Raw genomic sequence first — 21,848 nt, forward strand, 5'->3', positions numbered from 1 at the left:
TTCATTTTATTTAATAAATATTAAAAAATGTTAGAAATTATATTTCTGAATATTATCAATCAATTGTGCCGACTTGTATCTTCTGATTAAAATCTTGGGCTAGTAAACCCTAAAGACTGCATTCCTGTTTGTATTTCGGGAGCAGACATAAGCAAATCCCAAATCAATTTTGTTCTGTGATTCTCAATCATGACTACTATCGGTCCTTGGTCAATAGCAAGAGTAGACTTTGCAAACCAATTATTATGGAGCGAAAATCCATCATAAAAGCCCATAGGTCCCCATAGTTTATTGCCCAATTTGTAATAAAAGAAACGCATAGCTTGCATGCTTTCTTCCGGAGTATATGGCATAGAGGAGATAGCCGCTGTGGGCGTAATGACACTGACGTCATTAGAAGGTGAACTGGCGGTATATCCATTTGAAATATCTCCGGCTGTGAGTCCCCAACACTCAGCGCTGTACCCATAGTATTTTTTAGGATTTGCTATGCAATATGCCCTGTTGATAAGGGTATGAGCCTTTGTTTGTTCACCATAATCTGCGTAATCATCTTTCAACCCATTCGGATCAATGCCCAGAAATGTATAGTGCTCGAAAAATAATGGACCACCTGTTCCATTTCCCAATGGAAGGTTGATAGAATAGGCTGGTTTGTTATTTTTTATGCCTCCATTGCTGGCCCATCCCTTATGATAAACTTCTGTCGGAATAGCATGAGTAGGACTGCTGGTAGCAAGCAAATATGTAATCAGACATTCATTCCAGCCTCGGATCTGCAGGTTCATGATCCATGCTTTGTCTGGGCTCCAATGCCAGTATAACACATCTTCATTGTTTTTTCTGAACCAACTCCATTCTACATTTGACCATAAGGTATTGATGTCATCACGTATCTGTGTTTCAGATGGATTATTCCCATCGAAATATTGTCTCAACGTCAAAAGACCTGCCATCAGAAAAGAAGTTTCTACGAGATCCGCACCGTTATCGTTGGCACTAAATGGTATAGTTTTTCCTGTGGAGCCGCTAAACCAATGTGGAAACGCACCATGATAAGTATCCGTTTTATTTAATAAAAAATCAACTATTAATTTTGACCTTTCCAAGCCTTCTGATTTAGTGATAAAACCTCTTTCTATTCCCACAGGTATTGTCATAAGGCCGAAACCGCTTCCTCCACTTGTCACAAGATCTCCTGACGAATTGCGCTCACGTGCCAATCCGGAGACCGGATGTCCGAATTCCCAAAAATAGGCAAATGTTCTTCGTTGAACTGAATCCAGCAAGCCTTCATCGCTAATTCTTGGGAATTTATCCGAAGGATCAAGCAAGGTATAGAATTCAAAATCGAATTCATTATTCAAGGTGATGTTGTCAGTACTTTTCAGTTCACTTCCAATGATAACCTCATATTTTGTAAGATAATTTAAAGGTTGAACAGGTGTCATTGAGATAGTAGAATCAGTCACTGAAATATTAAGTGAATTGCTATACCCAGAAATTCTAACATTGCCATCTACAGTTTTAATATCAACTTTTTTATTGAATTTAAATACGAAAGATGGTGTCAGACCTATGCCTCTTTGGCCATTTGCACTGTTTCCATTTAAAGTAGCAGATTCGACACTAAAAGAACCTGCGGGTATTGGGTCATCATCTTTTTTACAACTTAGAATACTAAATATTATAAATAAAAAAACTGTCAGCCTCAAAATCATATAAAATTAAATTTGCTTGTAGAAATAGAACGAGATTTATGGTGATATGTTGGCTATTCAGATTTTTTAAACTCGAAACCAAGTTTAGTCAAACCATTTTGGACGTCTTTATTTTTCATAAATAATTTCCATAATAATCCTGTCCTATAATTTTCGATCATTACAATTATTGGTCCCTGATCAATAGCTAAATGTGAATCTGCAACATAGCCTGTCTGCGGACTGAATGAATCTGCAAAACCATACTTTGTCCATATTTTATCTCCTAGATCCTCATAAAAATGACGCAATGCAGCCATGGATTCCTTTGGTGTATAAGGAAAAGAAGACAGTGATGCAGTGGGTGAAATATATCCAAGATCATTGGTTGGCGAATGTGCACTATATCCTTCCATGTTGTCACCGGCAGTTAGCCCCCAACAATTTGCACCATAACCTTTATATTTCTTGGGATTATCCACACAATAATCGTAGTTGATCAATGAATGATTCTGATTTTGAACCCAATAATCTGCATATCTATCCTTCAATCCACGAGGATCTAAACCCATAAAAGAATAATGTGAGAAAAATAAAGGTCCTCCATAATCAAAGCCCAAGGGCAATTTATGTCCATAAAATTCTTTTCCGTTTTTAAAGAAATTGCTCATAGCCCATCCTTTGTGATAGACTTGAGGATCGATCGGATAAGTCGGACTGGACGCCGCCAGAACATAAGTGATCAGACATTCATTGTAACCTCGGATCTCAAAATCCATCGCCCAGCCACAATTGGGGCTCCAGTGCCAGTATAATACGTTTTGTCCATCTTTTGTATACCAGTTCCATTCAGCCTCACGCCAAGTCCAGTTGATCTTCGCTCTCAGTTGTTTTTCCACAGAATTGTTTTGATCAAAATATTCTGCAACACATAGCAAGCCTTGAAACATAAAGGCAGATTCTACAATATCGCCGCCATCATCTTTCCTCCCAAACGGCCGGACCTTGCCTGAAGGGCTCTCCCACCAATGTGGAAACATGCCATGAAAACTATCTGCCTTTCTGATATAATTGACGATTTTGAGCAATCGCTCTGCTCCTTCTTCTCTTGTGATCCATTTTCGCTCAACCGCGACTATAATGGCCATGACACCGAAGCCACTGCCTCCACTTGCTAAAACTTCACTGCCGTAGTCAGTTACGTTGCTTCTTTCTCTGGCGAGACCTGAGACCGGATCGGCAAAGTCCCAAAAGTATCTAAAAGTTACTTTTTGCACTTCTTCAAGTAACTGATCATCTGTAAGGCCTTTTTTGACAGGCTCCAGGACAATGTTCGACTTCTTTTGAGCATAGTTACTAATGCTAAATAAAATAAAAATCATTAAAAAAGAAAGAAAACGCATGTGGCGGAGTATTTTTCTGAAAAGTACAATTAATTTTTGAAATCGATAATTTCTAAAGTTTCATTGGTAAGTGAGTCTAATCTGATAATTATAAGGGGATTTGGAAGATATCACAGAGATACAGGAGGTTTTATGTGGTTATTCCATTTTAGAGTTGCTCTAATTGTTTTAAGACACCTTGCATTTTTACAGTTTTTGAGATTCACAGAGAGATTTGACTATTGTCAAATGCTACTTTGTTTGGATTGCATTTCAGGTTGGATGAAGACATTTCATAATTTGCCGTTAACTTCAGTCAACGGATCAGAGCATAATGTTGATAGGACTTTAGTCCCAGGTTTTCATGAGTCTTTATACAAAGTGTTACTGAATTATCTTTTTGAAAATCTTTATTTATCTAGTTCAATTGCTTTGAGTTTTAGCTAATTCTCAATCTTTATCCGGCTGAAACCAAATCTTGTCTTTTTTGCAAACACTTCATTTTAATACGCTCAATGATTCTTATTTCTTTGCTCTAATCTTGCTGAAGGATAGGACTAAAGTCTGATAAAGGCAGAAATCTGAGTCCGTTGGTTAAAACCAACGGCAAGTTATTGCACAAAACAAGAAAAGGGGATTTGGAAGGTATAACAGAGTTTCACAGAGGTATTTTTTGGACACATTTCAATATGAAAGTTACTTCCATTTTTGAATGATTTTCACTGTTTTACTTTTTTTAATTTGCACAAAGGTATTTGAGTGTCCGTCAAATGCTACACCGATCAGTCTGTCTTTAATTTGAATACTTAATTCTCTGTGCATCTCTGAGCCTTCTCAGTGAAACTCAGAGATATCCTTGAATTTTTCTTTGTGAAACTTTGAGTTTTCTTTGTTAAACTTTCTGATACAGCCTCCTACAATGAAAAAAGGGAATCCCGATCTTTATCGACATTCCCTTTTAAAATTTATTAAGCATCACCCTTTCCGTAATATTCATCCTGAAGTGAATCAGGAGGACCAAATTTTACACTTTCTTTAAGTGCTTTTTGATAATGTAAAGATGAAGCCATATTTATTTTAAATCCTCACAGGATTCTGCTAATTATTTTTTTGGTGGTTTTACTGTATGGAGATCATTGTTATTTATTAATTGTTAATTATTATTTTAATTTAAACTGAAAGCCATTCAATTAAATGGAGGTATCAGGTCCTTACAATAATCGCCATTATTCATCTTTCACTATTCATTGACTTACACTTTGATTTCCTTCCATTTTCCTCTTTTGAAAAGAATAAAGGAAGCAATCGTGATTAAGGTCTCAGACACCGGAATGGAAATAAATACACCCATTGGACCCATATCGCACGTTCTGGCAAGGAAATAAGCAAATGGTATCTGAAATAACCAAAATCCAATAAAATTAATCCAGGTCGGAGTGACCGTATCGCCGGCACCATTAAATGCATTCATCATTACCATGCCTACACCATAAAATACATATCCGAGACAGATCACATTCAATGATTGCCTGGCTACATTTATTACGGCCATGTCAGTAGTAAAAAAAGAAATGAAAAACTCTCCACACGTCAGAAACAATGCGGTCACAATAGCCATAAAGATTACATTATATCGTATGGTAATTGCTACGGACTTTTCTGCTCTTTCTACCTGTTTTGCACCAAGATTCTGACCAACTAAAGTTGCGGCTGCATTGCTTAACCCCCATGCAGGGAGCATGAAAACCATCATTAACCTTAAAGCTGTCTGATATCCGGCACTACCTGCATCTCCACCCGTCTCTGCGACTAGTTTCGCTAGGAATATCCAGCTACAGGAAGCAATGACAAACTGCAGGATACCAGGAGAAGCGATTTTGACCAATGATCCTATCTGTGGCCAGTCCGGCAACCAATGGCTTAGTCGCACCTTCAATGTATGCTTTCCACTGAATAAATGGTATAACTGATAGAGCACTCCTATAGACCTGCCTATGGTCGTCGCAATTGCAGCACCAGTCAATCCCATAGCAGGAATAAACCAAAGTCCATTGATAAATATAGGACACAATATTATATTGATGATGTTCGCCAACCAAAGGCTCTTCATGGCAATAGCAGCATTTCCTGCACCTCTGAATATACCATTGATCAAGAAAAGCAGCATAATGAATATGCTGCCACTCATCATGATTTGCATAAAGGCTGTTCCCTTGATAGCTGATGTTTCCGAGGCACCTAAAATCAATAATAATTCTTTGGCTTTGATAAATCCAACGATACTAAGTACTATAGTAATAGCAATCGATATGATGATAGCTTGCACACCAGCCCTGGCAGCGGCCTCAGGATTCTTTTCACCAATTCGCCTAGCTACAACTGCAGTAGCTGCCATACTCATACCGATAGCAAGAGAATAAATGATAGTTAGGAAAGATTCTGTCAAACCTACGATCTGCAGCGCATGACTGCTATCTTCGAGATGACCAACAAAATACAGGTCTACCAATGCAAAAACAGATTCCATGATCATTTCGAACATCATCGGAATAGCAAGTAGTATCACTGATCGACGGATACTACCTTTTGTATAGTCCATTTCCTCTCCTTTAAGAGATTGGCGGACCACATTAAAAACATCACGCAGTGTTGTGGTGAAGTTTGATTCAGACATTTTTTTATTAAATTTAACTATGAAGTAATAGGGTCAGTGAGACTGACCGCAGTGTAAAATAAATAGTTCGCAAACAGCCTTAGTGCTGTGTGGAACCAGAGAGAAAAAACTTCATAGTCCGTTAAATTTAAGGCAAAGGTAAATTAATTTTTAAAAACGATATTTTTTGTAAAATAAATAGTGCTTCTGATTTGCTTTCTATTTCGCTAGCACGCTAACCCTTTTAACCAAATGTCCTTCATTCGTGCGCATCCACACGTAGTATATGCCGGATTTTAAATCGCCGATTTTAAAGGAGTGTTTCCAACCACCTACAGGTGTGGATGCCCGATACAATTCCCTGATAAGGGTCCCATTCTCATCCATGAGATCGAGTCGCATGGCTGTGTTTTGTATAAGATCTACTGAAATATTTATTTCATTTGAAGCTGGATTTGGGTTAATATTCATCGTATGAAAATTAGTTTTTTCGACAATTTTTGATGTTGCTATTGTTTCTAAATTATAGATGTACACTGATTTACCTACAGCTATTGCTGTATTTGAGTCAAGAATTTTTATCTTGTTAATTGAAGATCCAAATTCTACGTATTGCCATGAATTACCTCCATTTTTTGTTTCCCATAGACCCGCATTCCATTGATCACCTGCCCAACCGATACTGTCATTAAGGAATGCTGCGCCTCCGAGAGGAAGGCTTTCTGCTGCGTTTTCAACTACAAAAACTTCTTGCCAACTATCTCCATAATCATGTGTGATGAAAGTTGTTTTGCCATCTTCAATAGATCCTATACCCAACCCATTGCTATTTACATTTAATTTCCAGCAATAAGAAGCGGGAGCATCAGATTTGGCAACTTCTGTCCAAGTTTTTCCGTAATCAATTGTTTTGTAGATACTTGCATTTCTTAAAGGATTAGAATTACCTGCTATAAGATAAGTTGAATCATTTAACATTTGACAATCTACAAGCGCTGCTGCTTGAGGAATGGATTTACTGGTCCATGTATGACCTGCATCTTTGGAAAAATAAAACTTAGCTGGTTCAGAATAAATCCCAACTCCTATAATAGTGCTGCCCATATGATCCAGACCGCAAATGCCGAACATACCTCCTGAGACTTGGTTGTCAATTCGTGTCCAAGTAATTCCAGCATTTACTGTTTTATATAGTCCTGTCCCACCTACAGCATCATAAATAGATCCAATAAACCCAATCGAATCATTTATAAATTCAATACTTCTTATGTAGGCGTTATTGGGCAAAGAGCCGATCTGACTCCAACGTTCACCCCTATCTTCTGATCTGTAAATAATGCCTTTCTGTCCTATAAATGCAACAGAATCATTGGTAAAATAAATATCATCAAATCTGCTAGTACTTGGTGCATCTGCTGCAAATCTCCAACCTCCCTGTGCATATATTTCTTTATTAAAAAAAAATAGAATTAATAATTGAATTAATATAAATTTCATGATAAATATTTAATGTCTGATAATCGTCTTTAAGAGCCTGTGACCTTCATTACATCGGATCCAAATATAATAAACACCTGAAGAAAATTCACTGACATCAAAAACATATTTATGATTTCCCCGAGAAAGCACTTCCCTGAAAAGCAATTTTTGAATCGCGCCGCTTTCATTTAGTAGATCCAGCCTCATTTCTGTTCCGGTCAATAGATCCATCTCAAAAGTAATCTGCCGATCTGCCGGTGTCGGGGAAATTTTAAAAGTGTGAAAAGGAATTTCTTTAATATTCGGTTGGGTATTTAAAGTTGCGGATTTATACTTATAGACTGTTTCGCCAACAGCAATAGCAGTGTTTTCATCGAGGATTACGATTCGATTTATATTATTTCCAAAAGATAACCATTTCCAGCTCTGCCCACCATCTCTAGTTTCTAATAAACTGCTTCCCCATTGCACTCCTAACCAACCAATGGAATCATTGAGAAAAGCAGTACCACCGAAATTACCATAGGATGCATTCAAACCATTTATTTCTTTTAATTCCCAATGATCTCCAAAATCATATGTGACAAAAAATGATTTATCAAATTCAATTGACCCAATACCAAAACCATTTTTATCAATAAATAACTTCCAGCAGTAAGAACTGGCTTTGGTATTTGTGGCAACTACTCTCCATGTTTTACCGGAATTATTGGTTTTTAAAATTACTGAAGTACTTTTATTTAATTCATTTATACGGGTTCCGGAAACCAAATAAGTTGAATCGTTTAATATCAAACAATCAACTAAGCCTTTGGCAAATGGGACCACTATTGACTTCCAGGTTTCTCCACGGTCTTTTGATACAATAAAAGCTGAAGGTCCGGAATAAATACCTACCCCAATTATTGTATTGCCTTTATGGTCAAGGCCACATATTCCATTTAGATTTATATCGACTTTGTGATTAATACTTTCGAATGAGTTTCCTCCATTTCGTGTAATATAGAGACCCGGTTTAGTACCAGGGTTTGCCAAAACTCCAGCGAAACCCAAAGAATCATCTAAGAATTCCAGACTTCTGAAGTAAAGTGGTTTTGACAGTTGTTTTTGCCGAAGCCATGTATCTCCCTTATTTACCGTTTTATAAATCCAATATCCATTCCCAATGTATCCTGCGGAATCATTAATAAATGAGACATCATTAAATCTATCATCAGTAGGTGCACCATCCACGACACTCCATCCACCTTGTCCGTAAGTCATGTATAAAGATGAGCAAAAAAGAAAATTACAAATTAAAAGGAAGGTTGTAGTTTTTGTTTTCATGAGTAGTATTTTTAGAAGAACGAGATTAAGTTTAAATTTGTGAATTTAAAATTTCAAAAACCTAGTTTTTCCAACCAATAATCAGATATTTCCTATATTTAGCATCCTAAAAAAAACATATATGTATAGATTGAATGGATTGATGCTTGGCCTTTTGATGGTAATTTGCAGCTCAATATTTGCACAACAAGGAAAGCCAGATCGAATGAAAGTATTCATTGACGGACTTATGGCTAAAATGACACTTGAAGAAAAACTCGGTCAACTTAATCTTCCCAGTGCCGGAGATATCACTACTGGTTCTGCCAATAGCTCAGATATTGCTTCTAAAATTAAAGCAGGAAAAGTCGGTGGACTATTCAATATCAAATCTGTAGAAAAAATAAGAGATGTTCAGAAAGTCGCAGTTGAAAATAGCAGACTAAAAATTCCATTGATATTCGGTATGGACGTCATTCATGGTTATGAAACGGTGTTTCCTATTCCTCTTGGTTTATCATGCACCTGGGATATGGCAGCCATCGAACAAAGTGCAAGAATAGCCGCCATAGAAGCAAGTGCGTCCGGTATCAACTGGACATTTTCGCCCATGGTGGATCTCTGTCGTGACGCTAGATGGGGAAGAATATCAGAGGGTAGTGGAGAAGACCCATATTTAGGAAGTAAGATAGCATCGGCAATGGTCAAAGGGTATCAGGGCAATCTGACTAAGAATAATCAAATCATGGCATGTGTCAAACATTTTGCCTTATACGGAGCATCAGAAGCGGGAAGAGATTATAATACGGTGGATATGAGCCGTATCCGGATGTATAACGAATATTTCCCTCCCTATAAAGCAGCTATCGATGCCGGTGTTGGAAGTGTCATGGCTTCATTTAATGAAGTAGATGGTATTCCTGCCACAGGTAATAAGTGGTTACTTACTGATGTCCTGCGCAAGCAATGGGGCTTCAGAGGATTTGTTGTTACAGATTATACAGGTATCAACGAAATGATCGATCATGGCATGGGTGACTTACAGACGGCAAGTGCGCTGGCACTGAAAGCTGGAGTAGATATGGATATGGTCGGTGAAGGATTGTTGACTACTTTGGAAAAATCTTTGAAAGAAGGCAAAGTCACTAAGGCAGAGATCGACATGGCTTGCAGGAATGTATTGGTTGCAAAATATAAACTGGGACTGTTCGATGATCCTTATAAATATTGCGATGTGACTAGAGTGAAAAAAGAAGTTTTCACACAGGAAAATAGAAATATTGCTAGAAAGACAGCTGCTGAAAGTTTTGTCCTACTTAAAAATGAAGGCAATATTCTTCCACTTAAAAAATCAGGTTCCATTGCTTTGATAGGACCAATGGCTGATGCAAAGGAAAATATGACAGGCACCTGGTCTGTTGCGGCTGTTGGTGATAATTCTACTTCTTTGAGAAAAGGTTTGGAAACAGTGGCAGGTAAGGATGTGGTGGTCAGATATGCAAAAGGTTCGAACCTGATTGGTGATGCCGCCATAGAAGAAAGAGCGACTATGTTCGATAAATCTATTGGGCGAGATAACAGAACCGATGATGAAATGATGGCAGAAGCGTTAGAAATAGCTAAATCGTCGGACGTCATCATTGCTGCAATGGGCGAAACTGCAGAATTTAGTGGTGAGAGTGCAAGCAGGACTAATCTGGATATACCTGATGTTCAAAAAACTTTATTGATGGAGTTAATGAAATTGGGCAAACCTGTTGTGTTGGTGCTTTTCGCCGGAAGGCCATTGACTCTTAACTGGGAACAGGCGAACGTCCCTGCTATTCTTGATGTATGGTTTGGTGGTTCAGAAGCAGGATATTCTATTCCCGATGTATTATTTGGTGATGTAAATCCTAGTGGAAAATTAACTACTACTTTCCCTCAGAATGTAGGTCAAATCCCTATCTATTACAACCACAAGAATACAGGCCGTCCTCTACCGGAAGGAAAATGGTTCCAAAAATTCAGGTCCAATTATCTGGATGTTTCCAATGATCCATTGTATCCATTTGGTTATGGGTTGAGTTATACGATTTTCGAATACGGGAAACTTAAAGTTTCTTCAGATAAATTAAAAGGAGCACAGACACTAACTGCAAGTATTGAAGTGAAAAATACCGGAAAAGTAGATGGCAAAGAAATCGTGCAATTATACATTCGAGATATGGTCGGTACCGTGACGCGTCCGGTAAAAGAACTTAAGGGATTTCAAAAAGTGATGATCAAAGCAGGTGAAACTAAAACCATTGAGTTCAAGATCACACCTGAAGATCTGAAGTTTTATAATTCCGAACTGAAATTTGATTGGGAATCCGGTGATTTTCAGATCATGATCGGTAAGAACAGTCAGGAACTCAGTGGTACGTTGGTTAATTGGCAAAAATAAATTCTAATGGCAGTTGCTCAGAAACCTGCAACTTTTAAATATAGATTAAAACATCCATTCCTGCTGTCATCAGAAGAGGAAGTAGGAGTGGATGAAGTGGGCCGTGGATGCGGAGCAGGGCCTGTGGTTGCTGCCGCAGTGATCCTTCCGTCCAAAGTCAAGCTGAAATTTCTCAGAGATTCCAAAATGATGGACACCAAACTCAGATACGAATTAAGTTACCTGATAAAAAATGTAGCTGTGGAATATGCTATCGGAGTGGCTACTGTCGAAGAGATCGACGAGATCAATATTTTGGAAGCAACTTACCTCGCCATGCATAGGGCTATAGAAAAATTAAAATCCAGCCCCAAATTGCTGCTGATCGATGGCAATAGATTTAAAAATCAGACGACTATTCCCTATCAGACCATCATTCAAGGTGACGACAAGGTTCTCAGCATTGCTGCCGCTTCAGTTCTAGCCAAGACATGGAGAGATGATCATATGATACAACTTCACGAAGCCCATCCCGAATATCATTGGCATGCTAATAAAGGTTATCTGACTAAGGTACATAGGAATGCCTGTTTTCAATATGGTCTTACTCCCCATCATCGTAAGACATTCAAAGGTATGGTAGTAAACGAGATAGAGCCCTCATGAATACAAAGGAATCGATTTCTATTGCTTGGTTAAGAAGGGATCTCAGACTCGACGATAACAGAGCCATCTATGAAGCACATCAAACGGGGGATAAGGTATTAGTCTTATTTATTTTCGACACCGATATCATTGACGAATTGGATAAAGATGATCACCGGATCACGTTTATTTACGACAATCTTGAAAAAATTAACATAGAATTAAATAATCAGAAAAGCGCCCTATTAATTCAGAAGGGACGTCCGGTTGATATTTGGAAAAAATTAGTCTCAGAGTATGATATTAAAAGTGTTCACATCGCCAGAGATTACGAACCTTATGCAAAAGAAAGAGATAGGGAAATCTTGGAATTACTAAGTTCTAATAATATTACTTTCAAGGGTTATAAAGATCAGGTAATTTTTGAAAAAAATGAAGTAGTTAAACAGGATAATGCTCCTTATACAGTCTTTACACCATTTAAAAATAAGTGGCTGGAGGCGTTTAAGAAAAATTCAATCATAAATTATGATCTGAAGACTTTCAATTTTATTTCTCATCAATTTTCATTCCCTACTTTAAGTGAATTAGGATTTAAAAGGTCAGAAAAAGAAGTACAATCATTTCAATTAAATGATCTCGAAAATTATAAGATAGAAAGGAATATTCCATCTTTAGACCATACGAGTAAACTTAGTCCTCATCTTCGTTTTGGCACCGTCAGCATCAGAAAAATTGTTGATAAAATGAAAGGAAATGAGGTGTTTCTTAGCGAATTAATATGGAGAGAATTCTTCATGCAGATACTTTACCATTTTCCGCAGGTCATTGACCATAATTTTAAAGAGAAATATAATGGTATTCAATGGCGGAATGATGAAGTCGAATTTAAAAAATGGTCTGCAGGAACGACCGGATACCCGATGGTGGATGCCGGAATGCGTCAACTAAATGAGACCGGATATATGCACAATAGAGTTCGTATGATTACCGCAGGATTTCTATGCAAACACTTACTCATTGACTGGAGATGGGGTGAGGCATATTTCGCAAAAAAATTATTTGATTATGAATTGTCTGCCAATAATGGCAATTGGCAATGGGCTGCTGGGACGGGATGTGATGCTGCACCTTATTTCAGAATATTTAATCCGGAAGAGCAGTTGAAAAAATTCGATCCAAAACATTTATATATAAATAAATGGATCCCAGAGTTTGGAACAGACCTTTATCCTGCGCCGATGGTAGATCACAAGGAAGCAAGATTGAGGGCATTGGATGTGTATAAAAGAGGAATAGCGGAAAAGTAAGTGTTTTGGCAGAGGATTTAGTTTGCTATTATTTACGCTCTATCAGATCCCACAGATTACCATATATATCCTGGAAGACACATACCCAACCGTGAGGTTGCTCTTCTAATTCTCTGATAATTTTGACCTGATTTTCAAGAAGGTTTTGATAATCTTTTTTAATATCATCTGTATATAAAAAAAGGAAAACCCTGCCCCCAGTCTGATTGCCTATTCTCGATATCTGCTCTTCATTAGCAGCACGAGCCAGTAAAATATTGCATGATGACTCACCATTTGGTCGGATGACGACCCAACGCTTAGACTCGCTAATACGAGTATCCTCTATAAGCAGGAATCCAAGTTTGGAGGTATAGTAGCTGATGGCCTCATCATAATCCCTTACGATGATGGCTATTTGATTTAAGTTTTGTGCCATACAATTATTTAATTTGAATCACCAATTTAGATAAATTTGTAAATCAACTAAATAATTTAAATGAAGAAAGCACATGGAACTTTTTTTCCGCCTTAGTCATTTTAAAAAGTCATACATATAACATACTTTTACATTTTTTAAAACGTAAGACAATAATGACCATAGAAGAAGCAAATAAGGTAATAGATAATGCTAAGCTATTAATGGAACACGCCATGGAGCATCTAGCCCATGAATTAAATAAAGTCAGAACAGGAAAGGCTTCTACTTCATTGGTCTCGGAGCTAAAAGTTCAATACTATGGCGCTCCTACTTTATTAAATCAGGTAGCAAGTATCAGTATTTCAGATGCTAAAACAATCGTCATCCAACCTTGGGAAAAACCGATGTTGAAACACATTGAAAACGCAATCTTTGAAGCTAATCTGGGTATTACCCCTCAGAATGACGGTGAAGTCGTTCGACTCACTATTCCCCCGATGACCGAAGAAAGAAGAGTAAGTCTTGTCAAACAGGCCAAATCTCTTTCTGAAGATGCTAAAATAAGTGTGCGAAATGTGAGAAGAGATAGTATGGAACAGATCAAAAAACTTGTCAAAGACGGATTTCCTGAAGACATGGGTAAGAAAAAAGAGGATGAGATTCAAAAGTTAACCGACAGCTATACTGAACAATCGGGGAGGCTAGCCGATAGTAAGGAGAAGGAAATCATGATTATATAGTAGTCTTAAGTTAGAAATTAGAAGTCAGAAGTCAGAAGTCAGAAGTCAGAAGTCAGAAGTCAGAAGTCAGAAGTCAGAGGTCAGAGGTCAGAGATCAGAGGTCTGTTTACGTGTAATTTTTTGTTTCCAAAATTAAAGAAATAACTTGATAAGGTAAAATGTGATATGTAAAATGTCGATTAGCACAATATCCCCTTCTGCAAGAGGGTGAACGACGAAGAAAAGGTGCAAAAGCGACCTTTTCAAGGAAGTGAAACGGAACGAAGGCACGAAGAATGAGAGCCAAAGTGAAGTCAGAACATTTGATAGGCACGATCAAATGCTTCTGTGATGCCAAGGGGGAGTCTTTGATTTGTCAATTTCTATTTTTTGCAAATTATTGATTAACAATGTTTTACGATGAGTTGTATAGAAGCTTACATGTAATACTTTGCATCCAAAATCTTGGTTTTGAATTGGCAAGTTGGAATTTGACACAATTTATTATTAGCAAAATAAATTTTTAGGACACCAGAACTTAGTTTTACCTGCGCTCAACGTTTTTTAACGGATGATGTGCAATAATATTGCTTATACTATGTTCGTAAGGTTCAGGTCTTTAAATCAATGTAGTTCATATACTTATTTTAATTTCTTTAATACTTTCATTTGCTAGGATCTGCCATCGAAGTTTTATTCTGACTTCTAATTTCTAATTTCTACCTTAGATTTAGTAATAAAGATATCCTTATAGTTTATCACAATGTCGAAACTTCAGTTAGTTAATTAACACCACGAAATCATCCCTGAAATCTATGAAAGCCAACTTCGAAAGATCATTGCTTAAAGGGGTTCATGAAATACCTTTTGAAAACATTGCCGGGCTGGAAGAGCAGGTCTTCAATCAATTGTCTGTTATAGAAAAGTTTTTGATAGGAGACACCTTATTGACTTATTCAATGTCACCTGACAAATATCCCAATGAGATTGAAACTTCACCGCAAGAGGATTTTCCTTTTGGTTCGCCAAGCATTTCCAAGCATTTTAAACAGCTGAAAAAAAGTTCGGTTTCTTACGTTGTACATTTCCTTATTGCTGAGCATATAAAATATCGAAGATTGTTGCACCCATCAATGATCATACAAGTGTTAATGAATAAAAATGCTTGGGACGATCAGATGATACTGCTCCCAAAAGTATTGAGAAAGCGCGCCAGGTGGCTATCTTCAATGAAAAAGGATTGGAACTGGTGGAATGATGTTTTAAAACATGAAACTTGGGAAAATAAAAGCAGCGTCCTAAGAAATTTGCACTTAATCGTCATGCGGACATTCAAAATAGAGCAAGCAAATGTGCTGTTGATTGAAAGTTGGGCAACGGAAGCTAACGATACTAAAAAATTATTTGTCCAGATTATTTCAGAAACCTACCAATCTACCGATAACCCAATGTTACTGCAATTATACAATGCTGAAAATTCCAAACTGAAAAGTCAAATCAGACAGTTGATTTTCCTGTTTGAAGAATCAGCAGAATTTATTGCTTTAAAGGAAATGATCAAATCGACTTATGGATTTGTCGACAAGATCAAAACGCTCAATTTTCAGAAAGAAACGGAATTAAAGAGTTTGTTTTTGGACCAAAAGCTAGGTACGATCCCAACGGAAGTTTTTTTTACACATCCATTTGTATTTTTTAGCAATAATGAGAATAGGGATCAATTTCGTGAATATGTAGATTCCCTAAAAAACAAAGCAATTCTCCTCAATGAATTACTAATTAATTATACCTATAAAAGAGATATTAATTCATTGATGACATGCATTGATGCGGAGATGGAATTGGGCGAAGGTTTTATTTTGAATAATTCTATGCTAAAGGTTTTATCAAATTGTGGTCCGGAATTTATCAATGAATTACTTGGAGAAATGCTGTTAAGTTGTAATTCTATATCCCCGTGGAGGTTTTATTATCAATTGATATTATATGGGGAGGTCTCATTAGACAAAAAAAATACTTCAAGCCTGGGCACTTTGACCGGCTTGTATCTGAAGAGCTCAATTTATAATAAATCAGCTATCACCGAGTTTCTTGCCCGTGCTTGTTACTGCATTCATACATCCTATTTGGGCGACTGGACCGCGATTTGTGGAGATCTAACAAGACAGAATCCTGAGTTGAAGAAGTTAAAGGTCATTGACATGATCGAAGAATTAATTACATTTAGGAAACAAATAGAATCTAATATTCTGCATGCAAAATAACATTAATAATATAAGGCCTAGTGCTGAATCCCGCTACAAACAGGAATTGGAAGTGCTCGCCAAACATGATAAATTTGAAAAGCCGGCAGGTTGGAAACTTTCTCCAAGAGCTGTCATTTTCTATCTCACGGGTGGTAAACTCACAGACAAGATTACTATTGAACCTAAATATCTTGGCGACCGAAAATTGCTGGAACTATGCATCGCAACCTTACTTACAGATCGTGGATTGCTGCTAATGGGTCTGCCGGGAACAGCTAAATCATGGCTATCTGAACATTTGTCTGCGGCTATTTCCGGCATCTCTACTTCCATGATCCAGGGCACTGTCGGCATGGATGAGAACCAGTTAAAATACCATTGGAATTACGCAGAACTACTTCAGAACGGGCCCTCAGAAAAGGCATTGGTGAAAAGTCCTGTACTCCGTTCTATGGAGGCCGGTGTCATCTGTCGGATCGAAGAGTTGACAAGGATGCCGACTGAAGTTCAAGATATTCTGATCACAGTACTTTCAGAAAAAATGATGTCAATTCCTGAATTAAACAAGGAAGTATTTGCTCAAAAAGGATTTAATATCATTGCTACTGCCAATGACAGGGATAAAGGAGTTCATGACCTATCGGCGGCATTAAGAAGAAGATTTAACATTGTTTATTTGTCCATGCCGGCTACTTTACAGGAAGAAATAGATATTATACATTTCCGGCTAAGACAGATACAAGAAGACCTTGGATTGGATAAATTTAAAATTCCACTTGAGCAACTTTCTGATCTGGTCACTATTTTCAGAGAATTGCGCAATGGAAGTACAGAAGACAAAAAAAATAAAATAAAATCTCCTGGCAGTTCTCTTTCAACTGCGGAGGTACTTTCTGTCATCCAAACTGGTATTCAACACTCTATTCATTTTGGTGATGGCAAGCTGGGGCCGGAGGATGTGGCTTCCTCAATACATTCTACTATCGTTAAAGATCTCAAACAGGATCAAGGTGCTTGGGAGGAATACCTAGAATCCGTGATCAAGAATCGTAAAGGATGGAAAATGTGGTATGATGCATTTAAGGCGGATGGATCGTTATAAGATGTCTTTAATGTGTGTATAATAAATTGCACAAAGGGAAAAAGAAAAGACTTACCGAACAAAGATTCCTCGCTCCGCCGGAATGACGTTATGTCAAATCAAAGATTCTGTCATTCCGACTGAAGGGAGGAATCTGCCAATTAAAAATCAACTAATATATTCGCATCCAAATTTTTATAAATTATTATTAAAGTATTTAACTTGTTGTGCATTTAGTTATACACACGTTAGTAATCATTTTTTAAGCTTCTTACTTTTTATTACTAATTTAGCCGCTTAATTTTTATACAATATCAAGATGCGTTTATTTACATTTTTCGTTTTTTCTACAATTTTCTTCAATCTCAACGCCCAGGAATTCCAAAAAAATAACATCGAACTGCTTGGTAGATGGACAGTTCCGGCTGACAAAGAAGCAGAATATGGGACTGTTTTTAGTAGTTGCTATGGCTATGAGCAGGGCGGAAGAGAGTATGCCATTATAGGATGTGGTAACGGTACGATATATGTTGATATCACAAAACCTAAAAGTCCTGTTTTCTCAGATTTTGTTCCAAGTAGAGTAAAAAATGCAACGTGGAGGGAATACAAAACTTATAAAAATTATGCATATCAGGTAAGTGATGATGGCGGAGATAATCATTTTGATATTGTGGATCTCTCTTATTTACCTGATAGCGTTCACGTGGTATATTCAGGAAGTAAAGAATATTTTAAGACAGGTCATACTATTTTTATGGACGGGTCGAATATGTACATTGGGCTTCACAATCATACTTCAATGTCAGTATTCAGTCTAAAGGAAGATCCTACTAATCCTAAATTTCTACGTTTTCTAAGTGATGACTATCCGGGCGATGTGCATGATATGTTTGTAAGAAATGACACGGTCTATGCTTCCAAAGGATGGGATGGAGCGCTTCAGATTCTTGAGTTTAAAAACAATAGATTTATAGAAATAGGTAATTTCTCTAACTATCCATTCGTAGGTTATAATCACAGTAGTTGGTTGACTCCGGACGGCAAGACCTTAATTTTTACGGATGAGGTACCTGGTGCGCTGCCTGCCAAATCACTGGATGTAACTGATCCTGCGAATCCGGTTTTGGTGGATACTTTTTATTCGCAGTCTGGAAAAGCAACTCTGCACAATCCATTTGAAGGATTTAATAACACGTTTGTGATGGCAAGCTATGAAGACGGTGTTCAGGTATTTGATTATTCTGATCCTAAGGAGATAAAGTTGAGAGGATTTTTTGATACGCATTGGCAATCAGATGCAGCAGGGTCTACCGGTGGGTATAGCGGTACCTGGAGCGTATACACGCCACTTCCCAGCAAAAATATGATAGCTGTGGATAGACAGAATGGCCTCTTTGTATTGGATGCGACTGCGGCTTATTATCCTGAAGTCTCAAAAAGTAAAGATTTAAAAGATGCTATTAAAATGGTTTCTTTTCCAAATCCTGCTATGGATAATTTCAGATTGCAGCTACCTGAACAAATGGATGGAAGCGCTGAAGTGAAAATTTATAATACTGCAGGAAACTTAGTTTATCAAAATATTTTTGATGTTAATAGGTTAAGAAATCATGCTTTTGCAACAAGAAATTGGGCTAGCGGTATTTATTTTGTTCAATTAAGCAATAAAGGAAAATATTACATTAGCGAACAAGCCATCCGTTAATCTTATACTTTTAAAAAAGAAAAAATGAAACTGTTCAACATAATTATTACGGTAGTATTGGCTTTCAACTTGAATGCTCAAGACTATGATCACGTCAATATAGATCTACTTGGTACCTGGGCTATACCAGCTGATAAGACTCAGGAATTTGGCGATCATTATAGCTCATGCTGGGGATACGCGCAGAATGGCAGAGAGTACGCCATTGTAGGTTGTGCCAATGGCACAGCTTATATAGATGTCACAGATGCAGCAAAGCCTGTCTTTGTTGACTTTGTGACAAGCAAGATTAAAAATGCCATCTGGAGAGAATATAAGACTTATAAAAATTATGCTTATCAGGTTAGTGATGATGGTGGTCCAAATCATTTTGACATCATAGACCTTTCTTACCTTCCTGACAGTGTGCATGTAGCTTATACAGGTAATGATATTTTTAGGATAGCCCATACCATTTTTATTGATGGAACCAGAATGTACAGAGGTGGTAATATGAAAATATATGACCTAAGTAAGGATCCCGTCAAACCTGAATTGTTGTTGGACAATACAATTGGATATGTTCATGATATGTTTGTAAAAAATGATACGGTATATGCTTCTCAGGGGAATAATGGCCTATTTATCTATGAATTTAAAGACAATAAAGAACTGAATCTTATAGGTTCATTTACAAATTATCCTTACGCAGGATATAACCACAGCAGTATTTTAACTCCTGACGGCAAGACATTGATTGTGACTGATGAGGTTCCTGGAAGTCTTCCGGGAAAATCTGTTGATGTAACTGACCTTACAAATCCGATTCTTATAGATACATTCTATACACAGTCAGGCAAGGCAACTTTGCACAACCCATTTCTTGCACCCAATAATACATTTGTGATGGCGAGCTATCTGGATGGCATACAGGTGTATGATTATGCAGATCCAAAAGAGATACATTTGAGAGGATATTTCGACACGCATTGGCAAACTGATTCTACCAATATTGATGGTGGCTATGATGGTGCCTGGAGTGCTTATACAGAACTGCCAAGTCAGAATGTAATCGTCGTGGACATTACAAACGGTCTTTATGTGTTGGATGCATCTAAGGCTTACTATCAGGAAGTTTCTAAAACAAAATCAGTTAATAATTTAAGGATCAATACCTATCCAAATCCATCAGAAAATGGCTTCAATATTGAATTGCCAGCCTCTATCTCCGGTAGAGTAGAAGTCAAGATCTTTAGTACAAATGGATCTGTAGTATATCAAAACATCATGGATGCTGCTGTCATAAGATCACAACAGTTCACAACTTCTTCTTGGGCCAAAGGTGCTTATCTGGTGCAATTAAAGCAAAAAGATAAGGTATATCAAAGTGAGCAGGTCATAAAATAATACCTCTGTCTTAATGACATAATTTGCCATTGACTTTAGTCAACGGACTTGTGTATAACTAAATCTAGGGCTTTAGTCCCCTTGATTCTAATCACAAAACGCTCTGCAGAAAATTCATGAAATCAGCCCATGATCTTTTGTCTGCATTGAAGTTGTAAGCGGCTCCTCTTGAATTGTCATCGCCAGCAGTTTTTTCTGTAAAGGCATGTACAGCATTGGCATAATAATTCATTTGCCAATCTGCTTTCCCCTTGCGCATCTCATCCTGAAAAAGGGAGATTTCTTCTTTACTTACATATGGATCATCTGCTCCGTGGCAGATCAATAATCTTGGGAAAATGTTTGTCACAACTCTATTTGAATCTCTGCCAAGACCTCCATGGAAAGAGACTATACCTTTTACTGGCATATTGATTCTAGCAGCCTCAACAGCACCGGTTCCACCAAAACAATATCCAATGATGACGATTTTATCTTTAGAAGCACCTGATTTGATTAGTTCGTCCAATGCAAGTTGGATGCGATGTTGATATTCTGTAATATTTTTCTTGTAATAACTGGAGAGTGCACCCGCCTCTTTAGCGTCTTTTGGATAGTTTCCCTCGCCATATATATCTGCAACGAAAGTATGGTAACCCATTTCGGATAACTTTGTGGCCACTTCCTTTTCATGGTCTTGAATACCTTTCCATGCTGGAAGGATCAATATTCCTGCCTTATTTGTTTTTTCTTTTTTGGGCGTGCCATGCAGGCCGGTCAGTTTTTGATCCTTGTCGGAATAGTTTACTGGAGTGAGTTGAGCGTAAGTATTCAGACTCATCATTGCTAAAAGCATTATTATAAGAAATGGTTTCATTCTATTTTATTTAGATATCTTGAACGTGTTGAACTGGGAAAAGGTTTTAGGGAAAGCTCCTACTCAAAAGAAATAATTGAAATACATATCAGAACGCCATGACAATAGTCAGATCCCTCTTTGCATCTCAAAAAAATGCCGGATCAAAGTATATTCTAGAACCTTAACAGAATAATTGGGCGTTTAATCAATCCAAAACTTTGTATATCTCTGCGATAAAAAATTTCCTTTCAGAAGCGCACAAAAAAAAGAGCCACTTCTGCGACTCCAATGTCATTAAGTTAAGCAATTGAAATTAATAATCTATTACTGACAATATTTCGGTGCGCTGCACCTGATAGGCTAGCAATTTTATTTCTATAAATATCCCCGTGCGCTGCACCTTTGCTTTTCTTCCAGGTGCAGCGCGCCACAATATTTCTAGAATTGGTATTAAGGCTGCTCCAAGGTGCAGCGCACCGAGATATTTTGAATTAACATATGGCCTTTACTTAATGACTCAAGTTTCGGTAGTTAAGAAACAAAGGTAGATGGCTGATGTTAGATGTTAGATGGAGTTTAGTCAATTGAT

General features: G+C 37.4%; 15 protein-coding genes. 8 read left to right on the top strand and 7 right to left on the bottom strand.

All coding sequences use genetic code 11. The annotated features are described in order from the left end of the window. Positions 1-86: 86 nt before the first annotated feature. The 5 genes from IPI15_RS07195 to IPI15_RS07215 form a co-directional block, all read right to left on the bottom strand. Positions 87-1,721 (bottom strand): glucoamylase family protein, encoded by a 1,635-nt coding sequence (locus tag IPI15_RS07195; RefSeq protein ID WP_353845289.1) that lies wholly within the window; start codon positions 1,719-1,721, stop codon positions 87-89. A 53-nt stretch (positions 1,722-1,774) separates the two neighbouring features. Then, positions 1,775-3,103, bottom strand: a complete 1,329-nt coding sequence (locus IPI15_RS07200) for a glucoamylase family protein (RefSeq protein WP_287419706.1) — start codon at positions 3,101-3,103, stop codon at positions 1,775-1,777. Positions 3,104-4,334: 1,231 nt separating this feature from the next. Then, positions 4,335-5,756, bottom strand: coding sequence for an MATE family efflux transporter (locus IPI15_RS07205; RefSeq protein ID WP_287419708.1), 1,422 nt, complete (start codon positions 5,754-5,756; stop codon positions 4,335-4,337). Between the two features lie 198 nt (positions 5,757-5,954). Then, on the bottom strand, positions 5,955-7,232 hold the full coding sequence (locus IPI15_RS07210; RefSeq protein WP_287419710.1) for a T9SS type A sorting domain-containing protein: 1,278 nt from the start codon (positions 7,230-7,232) through the stop codon (positions 5,955-5,957). A gap of 9 nt (positions 7,233-7,241) precedes the next feature. Further along, complete coding sequence (locus tag IPI15_RS07215; protein ID WP_287419711.1) at positions 7,242-8,540, bottom strand: WD40/YVTN/BNR-like repeat-containing protein; 1,299 nt, start codon at positions 8,538-8,540, stop codon at positions 7,242-7,244. Positions 8,541-8,697: 157 nt separating this feature from the next. On the opposite strand from IPI15_RS07215, the gene bglX reads away from it, so the two are divergent. The 3 genes from bglX to IPI15_RS07230 are packed head-to-tail and all read left to right on the top strand — an operon-like array spanning position 8,698 to position 12,881. Beyond that, the gene (bglX, locus tag IPI15_RS07220; protein ID WP_502711647.1) at positions 8,698-10,947 is read left to right on the top strand and encodes a beta-glucosidase BglX; all 2,250 of its coding nucleotides are present in this window, start codon (positions 8,698-8,700) and stop codon (positions 10,945-10,947) included. 6 nt (positions 10,948-10,953) lie between these two features. Continuing rightward, positions 10,954-11,592, top strand: a complete 639-nt coding sequence (gene rnhB / locus IPI15_RS07225) for a ribonuclease HII (protein ID WP_287419714.1) — start codon at positions 10,954-10,956, stop codon at positions 11,590-11,592. Further along, positions 11,589-12,881: a cryptochrome/photolyase family protein gene (locus IPI15_RS07230; RefSeq protein ID WP_287419715.1), complete on the top strand. Its 1,293-nt coding sequence runs from the start codon at positions 11,589-11,591 to the stop codon at positions 12,879-12,881. The genes rnhB and IPI15_RS07230 overlap by 4 nt, the downstream gene beginning before the upstream one ends. Positions 12,882-12,909: 28 nt before the next feature. On the opposite strand, the gene IPI15_RS07235 is transcribed toward IPI15_RS07230, so the two are convergent. Beyond that, complete coding sequence (locus IPI15_RS07235; RefSeq protein WP_287419716.1) at positions 12,910-13,299, bottom strand: VOC family protein; 390 nt, start codon at positions 13,297-13,299, stop codon at positions 12,910-12,912. Positions 13,300-13,454: 155 nt separating this feature from the next. Here IPI15_RS07235 and frr point away from each other — a divergent pair, with 155 nt between their 5' ends. From frr to IPI15_RS07260, 5 genes are all read left to right on the top strand, one after another. Further along, positions 13,455-14,021 carry a ribosome recycling factor gene (gene frr / locus IPI15_RS07240; protein WP_287400343.1) on the top strand — a complete coding sequence of 189 codons (567 nt, stop codon included), beginning with the start codon at positions 13,455-13,457 and terminating at the stop codon, positions 14,019-14,021. 794 nt (positions 14,022-14,815) lie between these two features. Beyond that, positions 14,816-16,264 (top strand): DUF5691 domain-containing protein, encoded by a 1,449-nt coding sequence (locus IPI15_RS07245; protein ID WP_287419718.1) that lies wholly within the window; start codon positions 14,816-14,818, stop codon positions 16,262-16,264. Beyond that, positions 16,254-17,348 carry an ATP-binding protein gene (locus IPI15_RS07250; RefSeq protein ID WP_287400348.1) on the top strand — a complete coding sequence of 365 codons (1,095 nt, stop codon included), beginning with the start codon at positions 16,254-16,256 and terminating at the stop codon, positions 17,346-17,348. The genes IPI15_RS07245 and IPI15_RS07250 overlap by 11 nt, the downstream gene beginning before the upstream one ends. A gap of 298 nt (positions 17,349-17,646) precedes the next feature. Continuing rightward, a complete protein-coding gene (locus tag IPI15_RS07255; protein ID WP_287400349.1) occupies positions 17,647-19,035 on the top strand; it encodes a choice-of-anchor B family protein in 1,389 nt (462 codons plus the stop codon). Between the two features lie 24 nt (positions 19,036-19,059). Next, on the top strand, positions 19,060-20,421 hold the full coding sequence (locus IPI15_RS07260) for a choice-of-anchor B family protein (protein ID WP_287400351.1): 1,362 nt from the start codon (positions 19,060-19,062) through the stop codon (positions 20,419-20,421). 91 nt (positions 20,422-20,512) lie between these two features. On the opposite strand, the gene IPI15_RS07265 is transcribed toward IPI15_RS07260, so the two are convergent. Beyond that, positions 20,513-21,277: a dienelactone hydrolase family protein gene (locus tag IPI15_RS07265; protein WP_287400352.1), complete on the bottom strand. Its 765-nt coding sequence runs from the start codon at positions 21,275-21,277 to the stop codon at positions 20,513-20,515. Between the last annotated feature and the right edge of the window lie 571 nt (positions 21,278-21,848).

This window comes from Candidatus Brachybacter algidus, from assembly GCF_016707225.1.
GTDB lineage: Bacteria > Bacteroidota > Bacteroidia > Chitinophagales > Saprospiraceae > Parvibacillus > Parvibacillus algidus.

Coding starts and splice junctions, on each gene's coding strand:
- IPI15_RS07195 (WP_353845289.1), bottom strand. CDS start 1,721: ATGATTTTGAGGCTGACAGTTTTTTTATTTATAATATTTAGTATTCTA.
- IPI15_RS07200 (WP_287419706.1), bottom strand. CDS start 3,103: ATGCGTTTTCTTTCTTTTTTAATGATTTTTATTTTATTTAGCATTAGT.
- IPI15_RS07205 (WP_287419708.1), bottom strand. CDS start 5,756: ATGTCTGAATCAAACTTCACCACAACACTGCGTGATGTTTTTAATGTG.
- IPI15_RS07210 (WP_287419710.1), bottom strand. CDS start 7,232: ATGAAATTTATATTAATTCAATTATTAATTCTATTTTTTTTTAATAAA.
- IPI15_RS07215 (WP_287419711.1), bottom strand. CDS start 8,540: ATGAAAACAAAAACTACAACCTTCCTTTTAATTTGTAATTTTCTTTTT.
- bglX (WP_502711647.1), top strand. CDS start 8,698: ATGGTAATTTGCAGCTCAATATTTGCACAACAAGGAAAGCCAGATCGA.
- rnhB (WP_287419714.1), top strand. CDS start 10,954: ATGGCAGTTGCTCAGAAACCTGCAACTTTTAAATATAGATTAAAACAT.
- IPI15_RS07230 (WP_287419715.1), top strand. CDS start 11,589: ATGAATACAAAGGAATCGATTTCTATTGCTTGGTTAAGAAGGGATCTC.
- IPI15_RS07235 (WP_287419716.1), bottom strand. CDS start 13,299: ATGGCACAAAACTTAAATCAAATAGCCATCATCGTAAGGGATTATGAT.
- frr (WP_287400343.1), top strand. CDS start 13,455: ATGACCATAGAAGAAGCAAATAAGGTAATAGATAATGCTAAGCTATTA.
- IPI15_RS07245 (WP_287419718.1), top strand. CDS start 14,816: ATGAAAGCCAACTTCGAAAGATCATTGCTTAAAGGGGTTCATGAAATA.
- IPI15_RS07250 (WP_287400348.1), top strand. CDS start 16,254: ATGCAAAATAACATTAATAATATAAGGCCTAGTGCTGAATCCCGCTAC.
- IPI15_RS07255 (WP_287400349.1), top strand. CDS start 17,647: ATGCGTTTATTTACATTTTTCGTTTTTTCTACAATTTTCTTCAATCTC.
- IPI15_RS07260 (WP_287400351.1), top strand. CDS start 19,060: ATGAAACTGTTCAACATAATTATTACGGTAGTATTGGCTTTCAACTTG.
- IPI15_RS07265 (WP_287400352.1), bottom strand. CDS start 21,277: ATGAAACCATTTCTTATAATAATGCTTTTAGCAATGATGAGTCTGAAT.